The organism is Sagittula sp. SSi028, assembly GCF_048553715.1.
GTDB lineage: Bacteria > Pseudomonadota > Alphaproteobacteria > Rhodobacterales > Rhodobacteraceae > Sagittula.
Genome location: NZ_JBLZNC010000021.1, coordinates 1 through 13,468, shown reverse-complemented (window position 1 = coordinate 13,468; position 13,468 = coordinate 1). Strand labels below are relative to the sequence as shown.

Sequence of the window (13,468 nt, the reverse complement as noted above, 5' to 3'; positions counted from 1 at the left end):
GCTGGGCGACCACGCCGCGCCCGCGATCCCGATGCCGAAGATCGTCGGGCAGGAGATCGAACTGCTGGGATCGCACGGGATGCAGGCGCATCGCTACGGCGCCATGCTGGACATGGTGGCCAGCGGGCGGCTTGATCCGTCGCGGCTGGTGGGCCAGCAGATCAGCTTCTCTGACGCCCCCAAGGCCCTGATGGAAATGGACAAATTCCAGTCCGTCGGCGCCACTGTGATCACGCGGTTCTGACGTGGCAGGCATCGCATTCATCGGTGGCGGCAACATGGCCACCGCGATCCTCGGCGGGCTGATCGCCAAGGGCATGGCCGCCGACCAGATCACCGTCGCCGATCCGGGCGCGGAGCAACGCGCGCGTTTACAGACGGGCTACGGCGTTCGGGTCACGGATGACCCGCGCGAGGGCTGTGCCGAGGCAGACACCGTCGTCCTTGCGGTCAAGCCACAGGTCATCGCGCAGGTGGCCGGGCAGCTTGCTGGCATGCTGGACGGCAAGCTGCTGATCAGCATCGCGGCGGGGGTGCAAGTGGCCCGGCTTGAGACGCTCTTTGGCCCCCGCGCCATCGTCCGCACCATGCCCAACACCCCGGCGCTGCTGGGGTTGGGCGCCACGGGGATCTTTGCGAATGCCCATGTGGACGACGCGCAACGCGCCCGCGCGCGCGACATCGTCGAGGCCTTCGGTCTGTGCATCGATCTTGCGCGCGAAGACCTGCTGGATGCGGTCACCGCCGTCTCCGGCAGCGGCCCGGCCTATGTCTACCTGCTGATCGAAGAGATGACCCGCAGCGGCGTCACCCTGGGCCTGACGCCCGAGGACGCTACGACGCTGGCGGTGCAAACCGCGCTTGGCGCGGCCACAATGGCGGCGGCGGGAGACGCCACGCCAGAAGAACTGCGCTGCCGCGTGACTTCGCCCGGGGGCACGACCCATGCGGCGATCACCTCGATGCGAAGGCACGGCTTTGGGGGTGTGATCGCAAAAGCCATGACCGCCTGCCGCGACCGGGCTGTCGAGCTGGGCAAGGAATAGGACATGATCATTCGGTGGTGGCGTGCCGTTGCGGGCTCTCAGGAGGTGCTTCAGCACTATGCGGACCATTTGGACCGCACGACCTTCAAGGAGATGGCGGCATTGCCCCGTCATCTCGGCGCGTCTCTTGCGGTCAAGGTAAACGGGACCGATTGCGAACTGGTCGTGACCAGCCTGTGGTCAGACCTTGCTGCGGCGGGGCACTTTGAACAGGGGGCCTTTGACGATGCCGTGGTCAAGCCGAGCACCCAGAAGCTCCTGAAATCCTTTGACTTGAAGGTCGAGTATTTCGAGACGCTGGTCATAACCGGGATCTTGAAGGGGGAATGATGCAGGATGTTTGAACAGGTCGAAGACTACCCCATCGATCCGATCATGATCGGTGCCGATCTCTTTGCGCAGGACCCGCGCCGTGACAAGCTGAACCTGACCGTCGGCATCTACCAGGACGCCCACGGCCGCACCCCGGTGATGGAGGCGGTGAAGCGCGCCGAACAGCGGCTGGTCGACACGCAAGCCAGCAAGTCCTACCTCGCCCTGACCGGGGACGCGGCCTATTGCGACACGCTGGGTCAGGCGGTGCTGAGTGAGGCGTTCAACGCGGGCTGGGTCGCGGCACAAACCTCCGGTGGCGCGGTGGCGTTGCGGGTGATGGCGGACCTGCTGGCGCAGATGCCCAAGCCGCCCACCGTCTGGCTGCAACAGCCCACCTACGGCAATTACGTCCCCATCCTGACCGCCGCCGGAGCGCGCCATCAGGCGCTGCCCTACTATGACCGGCTGCGCGCGGAACTGACCTTTGACCAGATGCTCGACGGATTGAAGGCCGCCCGCCCCGGCGATGTCTTCCTGTTGCAGGGGGTCTGCCACAACCCCACCGGCGCGGACATGTCCGAGGACCAGATCACCGCCCTGCTGGATCTGCTGGAGGCGCGCGGCATCGTGCCGTGGATCGACCTCGCCTACCTTGGCTTTGCTAGAGGCTTCGAGGCCGATTGCGCCACGGCCCGCCGCATCGCCGCGCGTTTCCCGGAATGCATCGTCTGCATCACGCTGTCCAAATCCTTCGGCATCTACCGCGACCGCGCTGGGGCGCTGTACGTGAAAACGCGCGCGCAGGATCACGCGCGCCTCACCCGCGCCGTCACGGCCATCGTGCGCTCCGGGGCCTCCCACGCCCCGGACCACGGCCCCTCGGTGGTGCGCACCATCCTGCAGGACCCGGACCTCAAGGCGCTCTGGCTGCGTGAACTCGACCAGATGCGCCAGCGCGTGCTTCGAATGCGCCAGCAAATCGTCGCCACAGAACGCGACCTCTTTGGCACCGACCGGCTGGCCTACCTCGCAGGGCAGTCCGGCATGTTCTCGCTGCTGCCCCTGAACACCGCGCAGGAAAACGCCCTGACCCGCGACCATGGGATCCACGTGGTGCAGGGCGGCCGGATCAACGTCGCCCGCCTCGGCGACGCGGACGTCGACTGGCTGGTGAAAGCGGTCTGCAGGCTTCTGTCACCGTCCATCTGAAAAGGCGCGCACCCGCTGTCCTCTATTTGCTACCTCGCGACTGGGTGATCGGGCGAACAACATGCTGCGTTCTGCAAAGCTGCGGAGCAGAAAGCTCCAGTCATTTGATGTCCGGAGGGGGCCGGTCGGCCTAGCGAAGTGCTCTTCCGGTTTGACAGAGCGCGTCCGTTTCCTGCGCATCGCTGCCGTTCGTGGAGGACGCAGCGAACGGCAGCGATGCGCCCTTCCAGCAGAACGCCTCGCAAGCGCGGCGCGGATCGAACCGTTGCAGCTAATGGCAGGAAGGTCCCGCATTTCCACCCTTCACCCTTTGAAAACGCTGCACCATGATCAAATGTGGACTTGGCACAGCTGCGGTGCAGCGATGACGCGCTTAGTGAACGGCCGACGTAGCCAAACCCAAGTGGCGGGAGTGCCCCTCCCCCTATCAAAATGCAGGGCAAGTTCGCCAAGCCGACCAACGCCCAGCAGTCTTGCCCCACCGAAACTGCACCTCAAACACCCAGTATGCGGCTTCTTTGCGTGCCACGTGACTCCCCCGTTCACTCCAGTCAAACCGAACAGCTGACAGGAGTTGGGGCGCCTGACGACCAGGTACGGAAAAGCCTCCCGCTGGACGCGAGAGCACGAAACCGATTGGCCTTACGCAATGAACGCAACCTCGCAGATACCGATCCTCTAAAAGGGACACATCGTGGGTGCGAAATAGGCCGCATCTGGCATATCAGCCGACAGGCAAACCCCTGAATGTTGGCGCGGCGGCGGCACGCCCTCAGAAAAGCGAACCCTAAGTATTTGAAAACTACCAGTTACCCAGAATCATCTTTTGAGGTATGAAGTCATACCTCAAAAGATAATTCGCTGACCGATGACCGCGATGGGCCAGATTCACGGGCGCTGCCGTAGTACAAAACGCAAGCAAATTTCCTTGAACACCTGACGCGCAATGCCTGAGCGGCACAGACCTAGACTCAGAACTCATTCCCACTCACAGCCAGAAGATGACGGTTGCGGCGAGTGCGATCGCCGAGACGAAAGTTTTTGGGCATCGGTCGTACCGCGTTGCCAGTTCTTGAGCCTTCAGAACATGATCTTTATGCGATCGCGGCATTTGTACCGCCGCTTGTCGTACTGGACGGGCGTCTTCCGTTTCTTCCGACCTTGGATGCAAGGACGTATCTTCTTGTCCTGAACGGTTTCTCTGGACCATCCGGCATCATAACCGCAATTACCGAGAAGCCATTCCACGTTGGTCAGCCCGCTAACGTGCGCATGCGCCCCGATGTAGTCGCTGACGGAACCGTCCGATAGGAACGAGGCGATGAGCCGGCCCTGGCTGTCGCAGACGGCGTGCAGCTTCGTGTTCATACCGCCTTTGGTACGGCCCCCTCTCGTGCCATTGCTGCGCAGTCCCGGACAGGGAATCAGCCGTCCACGCCCCCCTTCATTCCGCCCAGGCTGGACGCCGCACGATGGGCCTTCAGATGGGTGGCGTCCACCGCCCGACAGGGTATCACGAAGTGATGTCCCGATAGGGGATCATCACAGTCCCCTCCTCGCTATGCTCGGCGGCGAGGCTGTAGGATAAATCGCCATTGAGCATTTCCTCGCCGTTGAGTGGCCTGCGGTCAAGTTGGACAGCGACAGGAAGGGGGTTTTCGAAATGTTCATTCGCCATTGGAAGTCCGTACACCAGTCGGAGATCCACAAGACACTGGCGATCGGGGAGTGAAACACGCTTTATGGTGGCGCCACGCGTGCGATGGTTCGCCCGCAGTGTCACGCGCTTTTCTGCTTCCCAGAACCGGACTGTGACGAGAAGCCGGAGTTCAGCGAGGCCTGAGAGCCATGATGCGCCCATACTGCTAAGTTATTGGAAATATTAAATTTGGTAGTGCGGCCCTGAATTTTCTGACAGGCTTTACCAAATTTATGAATTTCAATGACTTGGGCGCAAGACTAGGGTCAGGATTTATAGCCAGTAGATAGTGAGTGCTGCGAGGGCGATGGCGGGCAGGAAGACCTTCGGGCATCTATCGTATCGCGTCGCAACACGCCGCCAATCCTCCAACCTGCCGAACATGATCTCGTATCACTGCCCGGCAGTGCATTGCAGAGCAATGTCACGAGAGGGGCGGTTCCGGCGCTTGTACGGTCGCTTGTCCACTGCCCGGCAGGGCATCACGCGGTGATGGCCCGAGAGGGGTATCTTCCGCGGCTTCCGGCCAGGGATGCAGGCGCGTATCCTTTTGTCTTTCAACGCTTCCCGGAACCAATCGGCGGCCAAGCCGACCATCATCCGCGCGAAGATGCCCTTGTCACTCCAACGTTTCCAGCGGTTGTAGAATGTCTTGTGTGGCCCATATTCCACCGGGGCATCGCGCCAACGTAAACCATTGCGATTGATGAAGATAATCCCACTCAAACGTCGATCATCGACGCGAGGCTTGCCGTGGGACTTCGGAAAGAAAGACTCCAGACGCGCCATCTGCGCAACGCTCAACCAGAAGAGATCAGACATGTTCACCGCTCGATATTCGAGCCGTGAATCACGCTGATACCGGGAAGTCAGTGGGTCCTGACCCTAAATTGCCTCGGAATAAATAGACCACTAAGTATGATGTGACTATTTCGCAGCTGTAAATCGCGCGGCCTGCGCGCGTGCGCAGTGTTCCAAAACGTCGAAAACCGCGAGACCTTCGGTGCCGAGCACAAAGGGATGCGGATCCACTTCTGTGCGGTTTGCGAGGCGGCGCAGCTTCTCGCGTGTGCCATCGCGCGCCGGGTGGCCGGAGAGGATCACATCAACGCCCGCGCTCTTTGCCAGTACTGCCATCCGTCTGGCGGAGTCCGCGTAAGTGGCGAAGATTTCGGGATCGGGACCGAAGTTAAACCCCGTTCCACCCCACAGCATCGCCACATGCTCTGCCTCGCCATCGGTGACCGTGAAGACCGGCGAGATCGTGCCCGGCGTATGACCTGGAGTAACGCGGATCGTCAGCGATGAAGTGCCAAAGCGCAGCACTTGCCCGTCCTGCACGACGCCGCCCGGTGCGGGGGGCGGCCCAAAGCGCGGATGCGTACCGATCTGCTGCACCAGATCCCAATCGGCCTGCGTCATGAGCACGTCGATCCCGAGCGTATCCGCCACATAGTCCGCGCCACCGTAGTGATCGCCGTGGCCGTGGGTGACCAGCACAGCGCGGATCGCCTGCGGGTCGAGGCCGAGGGTTGCCATCCCGTCTAGAATGATCTGCTGCGCCTCTTCATCCGAGTTGAGCCCGTCAATCAGCAGATAGCCCGCTTCAGAGCCATACAGCCAAGCTGTAACAGACGGCGTGCCCAGAAACCAAAGGTTGTCAAAGACCTGGGTCGCGGGCAGAGGAAGCGGTTGCAGCTTGGATGTCGGGCGCTGCGGACGGTTGCGGCGGCCGGTTTCGGCAGACCTTTGGCCCGACGCACCATCCCGCCGGACATTCACATTGCGTATCTGCGCCTCCAAATCGCACAGGGACGCGTATCCGGGAAACTGGGCTGCGGCGGCGCAGCCGCGTGCCGCATGGTCCTGTGCAAGGGCCATATCCTGTGCTGTGGCCAGCCCCGGCAGCAGCGCCATAAGAGCAGTCCCGATCCACTGCGCCACCGTTTGTCGTTTCATGGAAGGCACCCCTTGGCCAAATGCAATTTGGCGCGGGATGGCATTTCTGAGTTTAATAGTCAACAAAAGGTGCCTGGTGGCGAGCGAACCCGCCACCAGAAAGCCTGGATCACTCTGAAACGGGCGCGGTCTCGGTCGGGCTGATGCGGCGTTGCCAGACCCAGCACGCCACCGCGATGACCAGTCCGATGGCATCCGTCGTCCAACCCCCTGCGATCATCGTCAACCCGCCGATGGCCAACGCCCCGCGCACCAACGCGCTCGCATGGCCAAAGAACCAGCCCTGTACCGCGCAGGACAACAGGTAGACGCCAACCACCGCTGTCACCGCCACATGGGCGATGTCGGGCCAAGCGCCATCCAGCAGCATCGCCGGAGAGAAGAAGAACATGTAGGGCACGACAAAGGCTGCGAGACCGATGCGGAAGCTTTCGACCGAGGTTTTCACCGGGTCAGACCCTGCCAGCGCCGATCCGGCGTAGGCGGCCAGAGCCACCGGCGGCGTGATCGCTGACATCACCGCAAAGTAGAAGATGAACAGATGCGCGATCAGCGGCTCGACCCCGAGGTTTACGACACCCGGCGCGATGACAGAAGCGGCCACCGCATAGGCTGCAGTCGTCGGCATGCCCATGCCCAATATGATGGACACCACCATGGCAAAGAACAGCGCGAGGATCTGGCTTTGGTCCGCCAAGGTCAGCAGCACGGTGGAGAACCGCGAGCCGATGCCGGTCAGTGCAATGACGCCCACGATGATTCCGGCGGTGGCGCAGACGGCCACCAGTTGCAGCACCATCCGCGCGCCGTTGTCGAGCGCGTGGAACAGCTGACGCGGTCCCATCTTGTGCGGCGTGAGCCAGGACACCACGGCGGCGGTCATCATCGCCAGCGTCCCGCAACGGATCACCGAATAGCCCGCGAACAGCGCAGCGATCAGCACCACGATTGGGGTAAGCAGGTAGATCTGCCGGATCAGCAGGCCCAGTTTGGGCAGCTGGTCGCGCGGCAGACCCTTGAGATCCGCTTTCTGCGCTGCGAGGTCGATCATGAAATAAACCGACAAAAAGTACAGCGCAGCGGGAATGATCGCTGCCGACACGATCTCCATATAAGGAATGCCGGTGATCTCGGCCATGATGAAGGCACCCGCGCCCATGATCGGCGGCATGATCTGCCCGCCGGTCGATGCAGCGGCCTCGACGCTGGCGGCGGTCTGCGGGCGGTAGCCAACCTTTTTCATCATCGGGATCGTCAGCGAACCGGTGGCGACCACGTTGCCCGCCGATGTGCCGTTGATCATGCCCATCAGGCCAGAGGCAAAGATCGCCACCTTGGCCGGACCGCCGCGCTTGTGTCCTGCAGCCGCGAAAGCAAGGTTCACGAAATACTCGCCCACACGGGTCGTCTGCAGGAAGGCCGCGAAGATCACGAACAGGATGATGTAGGTCGAAGAAATCGCAATCGGCGCGGACAGGATGCCGTTGTCGGTGTAGATGTAGGAGAAGAAACGCTTGGCGTCATAGCCGCGATGCTCGAAGATCCCCGGCAGCCATGGGCCCAGAAAGGCGTAGGCCACAAAGACAGAGGCGATGATCACCAGCGCCATTCCGGCCAGACGGCGCGTCAGTTCGATGATCAGCATGACGCCAACAATGGCTGACCACATGTCAGCAGGCAGCGCCATGGGCATGCCTGCGCGCAGTTGCAATTGCCGTGCGAAGAAGATGAGATAGGCGGTCGCGACCAGAGCCGCGATGCCCAACAGCACGTCGCCCCAGTCGAAACGCGCGCGCTCCGTCTGCGAGAACAGCCAGCCACGCAGGATGCCAGCGACAGTGCCCACAGCCAACGGAATGCCAAAGGTGGACATGGCCCATTTCGGGGGCAGTATTTCGCCCATGACTGTGCCGTTGATCCAGATTGCTGTGACGGAGATCAGCCCGTAACCGATCCCCAGTGCGGCGACGGCGAGTAAGGCGAAAGACAGCGGATGGCTCGATCGGTTCTCCGCCCCGTCCAAAGCACGCGCCCCGAACAGTACAAAGCCAAGAAACAGACCACCGCCAACGTGGCTTAGACGGTACGCCCAGGTTTCCAGCGGATAGACGTTCATCACCATAAGGTGGAAAACAGAGTATGCCACGCAAAGGCAGGCAATGGTGATGTGGCGCGCGCCGGTGAAGTCACGCTGGTTTCCGGCCAACGGCTCCTCGTCGACACTGGCCTGCGCGGTTTCCTGTTCGATCAGTGAAACACGGATGTCGGCCGCGGCTGCACCCTGATGGTCGGGCGTATTGGTCATTCTGGATCACCCATCAAGAAGGGTTGAAAGAAAAACGCGGGCGAGAGCCATAACTCAACCGCCCGCGCTATAACGTCATGAAAGTTGAGGTCCGATTACTTCAGATCTGCGGGGATCTCGTAGCCGTTTTCCTCGAACCACTTGACCGCACCGGGGTGGAAAGGGATCACCTGATTTTTAAGCACGTTTTCTGCCAGCGTTTCCTGGGCGGCGGCGTGGGATTGCACCATGCGGTCGGGGTTCTCCATCGCCAGTGCGGTGATCTCGTAGGCGAGGCTGTCGGGCATGTCCTTATGCGCAATGGCAAAGTTCCACAGCGACACGGTCTGCAGGTCTTCGGGCTGGTCCTCGTAGGTGCCCGCCGGGATGGTGAACTCCTGCATCGCGGGTGCGATTTCCTTCATCTTGGCCAGGGTTTCGTCGTCCATCGACAGGAAACGCACGTCGTTTTCCACCGCCAGCTGGGCATAGGCGCCGGTGGGCAGTCCTGCTGCGTACACGAAAGCGTCGATCAGACCGTCCTTGAGCTGACCGGCGGTGTCAGAGCCACCTGCGTTGGAAATCTTGGCGCTTTCGTCGGTGGCCTCAAAATAGCGCGTCCAGTAAGTGGCCGAGGTGCCGCCAGCCGGTCCGACGCCCACGCGCTTGCCCTTGAGATCGGCAAAGCCCATCACATCGGACGAAGCCAGCACAGCCGCCTGCAGCGGGGTCTGGTACATCGGGAACAGCGCGCGCACGTTTTCATGCGGGACGCCGGGCATCAGCGGGCTTTCGCCGCGGCGTGCCTCATCTGCGGGGCCAAGCGTGACAAAGCCAAGCTGGTGCTCGCCCGCCTCGACCAGCGTGACGTTCTGCACCGGGCCGCCCGTGATCTCGACACCCGCGTTCAGATCCAGCTCTTCCGAGATCAACGCGCCAAAGCCGCTGCCATAGGTAAAATAGGTGCCTCCCTGACTGCCGGTGCCGATCGTGACACTGCTGGGCCAATCGGTCTTGTCCATCTCTGCATGCGATTCGGCGTGGGCCACCGTGGCCATTCCACCCAATACAGTTGTCAGGAACATTGCCTTAAGATTCATGGTGTCCTCCCTTTGGTCCTCCGCACGGTCGTTTTCGCAACCATGCCCAAGACCGATCATGGAAAGCCGCGCGTTTTTTCGCTATTGGTAAAGATTTATATTCAAATCTGAAATAATCAGGCGGTGCTTTCCAGATCAGCCAAATGGCGTTCCAGCACATCCAGAAAGCGGTCCCGCATCGGGTCGCGGGTGCCCCGTGTCCAAGCGACCGCAAGGATCAGCTTGGAATGCACCATCCCCTCGGGCAGCGACAAAGGAACAAAGCTGACGCCGGGCACCTGAAGCCTGGAGGTCCAGCGCGGTACGATGGCCAGCCCGGTGCCTGCGGACACCAGATTGACGATGGTGTGCTTTTCCTCGGCCACCTGAGCGATCCGCGCGGTCAGCCCTGCGTCGACAAACAGTTTGATTGTCAGATCATGTGAATGTGGGCGCGACCGCCGATCCGGCACGATCAGGGGCTCGTCCGTCAGATCCGTGATATCGATACAGGTCTGGTCCGCCAATCGGTGACCATTGGGCAAGGCCACGACCGCACTTTCATGAAACAGGGTGCGGAACACGACGCGCGGGTCGCGCACATCCGGTGGACGGCAAAACGCCAAGTCGATTGATCCGCTCAGCAGCTTTGGCAGCAAATGAATAGTCTTTTGTTCGATCAATTGGATATCCAGACCGGGTTGCTCGGCCCGGATCAGTTTCAGCAACTGCGGCATCAACCCGGCAGCGGCGCTGTCAATGGCACCAACGCGCAGGGTGCGTTGCCCGCCCACAGCAGCACTGCGCGCCTTCTGCTCCAATGATTCGGCCGCGGTGACCAGCGCCCGCGCATCCTCCAGAATGGCCTGTCCCGCCTCGGTCAGGGTGACGGCCCGCGTGGTCCGCTGGAACAGTCGCACGCTCAGATGGGTTTCGAATTGTCGGATCTGCCGACCCAACGAGGCAGGCAGCATCTCAAGCCGTTGGGCCGCGCGGCCAAAGTGTAGCTCCTCTGCGGCGGCAATGAAGCAGCGTAAATGCGTCAAATCCATCGTGGTCTTTGCTCCGAGACTTCAGTCGGTCGCGTCTAAATTCATTATATGCCACGCGGGTTCAATCGCGCCGATAATTATATCATTTGCGTATACAGTTTTGCGCAACTTGCCCGAATGGGGGTGTCTTTCTAGCGTTGCCACAACACAAATTCCCCGGAGGAGACCCCCATGAAAACCTATAAGATCGCGGCCATTCCGGCTGATGGTATCGGGCCCGAAGTGATCGCCGCAGGGCTTCAGGCACTGGACGCGTTGGCCCGTCGCGATGGCGGGTTCGAGCTGGATGTCACAAGTTTCGACTGGGGGTCGGAGCGATACAAGAAAACCGGTGCCCTGATGCCCGAAGGCGGTGCCGAAGAGCTCCGCGATTATGACGCGATCTTTTTTGGCGCGGTGGGCGCGCCCGATGTGCCCGATCACGTGACGCTGTGGGGGCTGCGCTTGCCCATCTGTCAGGGGTTCGATCAATATGCCAATGTCCGCCCTACAAAGATCTTGCCGGGCATCACGTCGCCCTTGGCCGGTGTGGGGCCCGATGATCTCGACTGGGTGATCGTACGCGAAAACTCCGAAGGCGAATATTCGGGGATCGGTGGCCGTGCGCACAAAGGGCTGCCCGAAGAAGTGGCCACCGAGGTTGCCATTTTCACGCGTACGGGCGTCGAGCGGATCATGCGTTACGCTTTTGCCCTGGCCCAATCACGGCCCCGCAAGCTGTTGACCGTGGTGACAAAGTCCAATGCGCAACGGCACGGCATGGTCATGTGGGACGAGATCGCGGAAGAGGTCTCCAAGGATTTCCCGGATGTGACATGGGACAAAATGCTGGTCGATGCCATGACCGTGCGGATGGTCAAGAATCCACAAAGCCTCGACACCATCGTGGCCACCAACCTGCATGCGGACATTCTGTCCGATCTGGCAGGCGCGCTGGCAGGCAGTCTTGGTGTGGCCCCGACCGGAAACATTGATCCCGAACGGCGCAGCCCGTCGATGTTCGAGCCGATCCACGGTTCGGCCTTCGACATCACTGGCAAAGGCATCGCCAACCCGGTCGCGACCTTCTGGACCGCATCCCAAATGCTGGAACACCTGGGCGAGACCGACGCGGCGGCGCGATTGATGCGTGCGGTAGAAAAGGTCTGTGCCGATGGCGTGTTGACCCCGGATGTGGGCGGCAAGGCAAATACGCAGCAGGTGACCGACGCGGTGTGTGACGCGATCCGCGGCGAAAACATCTGATCCGATGACCAGCCGGGATTGCGACGCGCTGTTGCGCGAAATGCTCGATGCGGCCATTGCCGCCGCGAAACCAGAGTGTGTGGTTCGAGACCACTTGCCGGACAAACCGCGCGGGCGCTGCATCGTGGTGGGGGCCGGAAAATCGGCCGCCGCCATGGCGCAGGCGGTCGAGCAGGCCTGGCCGGACGTCGACCTTTCCGGTGTTGTGGTCACAAGGTACGGTCATGCGGTGCCCTGTTCGCGGATAACTGTGCGCGAGGCATCGCACCCGGTCCCGGATCAGGCGGGTTTGGCGGCAGCGAAAGAGATCCTTGCCGCGACCAAATCTGCGGGCGCAGATGATCTTGTTCTGGCACTGATCTCGGGCGGCGGGTCATCGCTGATGCCTTTGCCGCATCCCGATCTGACACTGGAAGACAAGATCGCGGTCAACGCGGCGTTGCTACGCTCGGGCCTGACCATCGAAGAGATGAACCGCGTGCGGCGCCGGTTGTCCTTGATCAAGGGCGGGGGGCTTGCACTGGCGGCGCGGCCCGCGCGGTTGGTGACCTTGGCGATCTCCGACGTACCGGGGGATGATCCGGCGGCGATTGCATCGGGACCCACGGTTCCCGATCCGACGGCACAGCAGGATTTGACGCGTTTGGTGGCGCACCTCGGGTCCAGCATTCCGCTAGCGGCGCGGAAGTTGCTGCTGTCCACGCCGGATCCTCAGCCAGGTTTCGATACAGATTTTCGCCTGATCGCTGCGCCGCAAAAGTCGCTCGAGGCGGCCGCCGAAGTAGCGCGGCGTAATGGGGTAACGCCGGTTCTGTTGGGCGACGCCATCGAAGGAGAGGCCCGTGAGGCGGGGATCGTTATGTCCGGGATGGCCCGTTCTGTCGCCCGCCACGGTGCGCCTGTTAAACGACCGGCTGTGCTGTTGTCGGGTGGCGAAACAACCGTGACCATTGGCGAGGCCGGTGCCGGGCGGGGCGGGCGTAACACCGAATTTCTGCTGTCACTCGGGATCGCGTTGAATGGCGCGGAAGGAATACACGCTTTGGCGGCGGACACGGATGGGATCGACGGCACCGAAGATGCGGCAGGCGCATTGATCGGTCCGGACTTTATGTCCAAATGCCGTGTCGCCGGGCTTGACCCACTGGACGCATTGGCGGGCCACCACAGCTATACTTTGTTCGATAAGCTTGGCCAATTGATCCGCACGGGGCCTACATTGACGAACGTGAATGATTTTCGCGCCATTCTTGTGATGTGACAATCATCGCCGGATTATTCGACAACGCTTCCAAATACAGTTCGCATGGGACATGAGCCTCCCCCTTTGAAGTGGTCCGCCCCTATTTTTAGGAAACGGAGGACCAGCAATGGCAAACAAGCGACCGAAGCCCGAAGAGATTGTTACGAAGTTACGGCGAGTTGAGGTTCTGACAGGACAAGGCATGACGCGCCTGGGTAAACCCCCCAAAAATTAGTGGTGTTCAAAAGTAGAATTTTCTCGGCAAGATATCTGAGGAGATTTACGATGAAGAATGGACGGTACAGCGACGCGCAGATCATGGCGATCCTGAAGCAGG

10 protein-coding genes and 3 pseudogenes are annotated in these 13,468 nt (G+C 61.4%); 6 read left to right on the top strand and 7 right to left on the bottom strand.

Annotated elements, in window-relative coordinates:
• The 4 genes and pseudogenes from ACN5AZ_RS18185 to ACN5AZ_RS18170 form a co-directional block, all read left to right on the top strand.
• Window positions 1–244, top strand: a pseudogene (locus ACN5AZ_RS18185) (alcohol dehydrogenase); the annotation flags it as partial.
• Between the two features lies 1 nt (window position 245).
• A complete protein-coding gene (proC, locus tag ACN5AZ_RS18180) occupies window positions 246–1,046 on the top strand; it encodes a pyrroline-5-carboxylate reductase (RefSeq protein WP_419430323.1) in 801 nt (266 codons plus the stop codon).
• A gap of 3 nt (window positions 1,047–1,049) precedes the next feature.
• Window positions 1,050–1,376: a hypothetical protein gene (locus ACN5AZ_RS18175; protein ID WP_419430322.1), complete on the top strand. Its 327-nt coding sequence runs from the start codon at window positions 1,050–1,052 to the stop codon at window positions 1,374–1,376.
• A gap of 6 nt (window positions 1,377–1,382) precedes the next feature.
• Window positions 1,383–2,570, top strand: a complete 1,188-nt coding sequence (locus ACN5AZ_RS18170; protein ID WP_419430321.1) for an aromatic amino acid transaminase — start codon at window positions 1,383–1,385, stop codon at window positions 2,568–2,570.
• Window positions 2,571–3,558: 988 nt separating this feature from the next.
• Here the strand turns inward: ACN5AZ_RS18170 and ACN5AZ_RS18165 are convergent.
• From ACN5AZ_RS18165 to ACN5AZ_RS18135, 7 genes and pseudogenes are all read right to left on the bottom strand, one after another.
• Window positions 3,559–4,069, bottom strand: a pseudogene (locus ACN5AZ_RS18165) (transposase); the annotation flags it as partial.
• 14 nt (window positions 4,070–4,083) lie between these two features.
• A complete protein-coding gene (locus tag ACN5AZ_RS18160; protein ID WP_419430320.1) occupies window positions 4,084–4,248 on the bottom strand; it encodes a hypothetical protein in 165 nt (54 codons plus the stop codon).
• Window positions 4,249–4,542: 294 nt separating this feature from the next.
• Window positions 4,543–5,091: pseudogene (locus tag ACN5AZ_RS18155) on the bottom strand (transposase).
• A 105-nt stretch (window positions 5,092–5,196) separates the two neighbouring features.
• Window positions 5,197–6,228, bottom strand: coding sequence for an MBL fold metallo-hydrolase (locus ACN5AZ_RS18150; protein ID WP_419430319.1), 1,032 nt, complete (start codon window positions 6,226–6,228; stop codon window positions 5,197–5,199).
• A 109-nt stretch (window positions 6,229–6,337) separates the two neighbouring features.
• Window positions 6,338–8,533 carry a TRAP transporter permease gene (locus ACN5AZ_RS18145; RefSeq protein ID WP_419430318.1) on the bottom strand — a complete coding sequence of 732 codons (2,196 nt, stop codon included), beginning with the start codon at window positions 8,531–8,533 and terminating at the stop codon, window positions 6,338–6,340.
• A 95-nt stretch (window positions 8,534–8,628) separates the two neighbouring features.
• Window positions 8,629–9,612, bottom strand: a complete 984-nt coding sequence (locus ACN5AZ_RS18140) for a TAXI family TRAP transporter solute-binding subunit (RefSeq protein WP_419430317.1) — start codon at window positions 9,610–9,612, stop codon at window positions 8,629–8,631.
• 116 nt (window positions 9,613–9,728) lie between these two features.
• On the bottom strand, window positions 9,729–10,643 hold the full coding sequence (locus tag ACN5AZ_RS18135) for a LysR substrate-binding domain-containing protein (RefSeq protein WP_419430316.1): 915 nt from the start codon (window positions 10,641–10,643) through the stop codon (window positions 9,729–9,731).
• Window positions 10,644–10,814: 171 nt separating this feature from the next.
• On the opposite strand from ACN5AZ_RS18135, the gene ACN5AZ_RS18130 reads away from it, so the two are divergent.
• Both ACN5AZ_RS18130 and ACN5AZ_RS18125 read left to right on the top strand, forming a co-directional pair.
• Window positions 10,815–11,888, top strand: a complete 1,074-nt coding sequence (locus ACN5AZ_RS18130) for a tartrate dehydrogenase (protein WP_419430315.1) — start codon at window positions 10,815–10,817, stop codon at window positions 11,886–11,888.
• A gap of 4 nt (window positions 11,889–11,892) precedes the next feature.
• Window positions 11,893–13,149, top strand: coding sequence for a glycerate kinase type-2 family protein (locus ACN5AZ_RS18125; RefSeq protein ID WP_419430314.1), 1,257 nt, complete (start codon window positions 11,893–11,895; stop codon window positions 13,147–13,149).
• Window positions 13,150–13,468: the final 319 nt, after the last annotated feature.

Bases quoted from the DNA above. Each gene is read 5' to 3' on its own strand.
- ACN5AZ_RS18175 (WP_419430322.1), top strand. From the start codon at position 1,050: ATGATCATTCGGTGGTGGCGTGCCGTTGCGGGCTCTCAGGAGGTGCTT.
- ACN5AZ_RS18170 (WP_419430321.1), top strand. From the start codon at position 1,383: ATGTTTGAACAGGTCGAAGACTACCCCATCGATCCGATCATGATCGGT.
- ACN5AZ_RS18160 (WP_419430320.1), bottom strand. From the start codon at position 4,248: ATGGCGAATGAACATTTCGAAAACCCCCTTCCTGTCGCTGTCCAACTT.
- ACN5AZ_RS18150 (WP_419430319.1), bottom strand. From the start codon at position 6,228: ATGAAACGACAAACGGTGGCGCAGTGGATCGGGACTGCTCTTATGGCG.
- ACN5AZ_RS18145 (WP_419430318.1), bottom strand. From the start codon at position 8,533: ATGACCAATACGCCCGACCATCAGGGTGCAGCCGCGGCCGACATCCGT.
- ACN5AZ_RS18140 (WP_419430317.1), bottom strand. From the start codon at position 9,612: ATGAATCTTAAGGCAATGTTCCTGACAACTGTATTGGGTGGAATGGCC.
- ACN5AZ_RS18135 (WP_419430316.1), bottom strand. From the start codon at position 10,643: ATGGATTTGACGCATTTACGCTGCTTCATTGCCGCCGCAGAGGAGCTA.
- ACN5AZ_RS18130 (WP_419430315.1), top strand. From the start codon at position 10,815: ATGAAAACCTATAAGATCGCGGCCATTCCGGCTGATGGTATCGGGCCC.
- ACN5AZ_RS18125 (WP_419430314.1), top strand. From the start codon at position 11,893: ATGACCAGCCGGGATTGCGACGCGCTGTTGCGCGAAATGCTCGATGCG.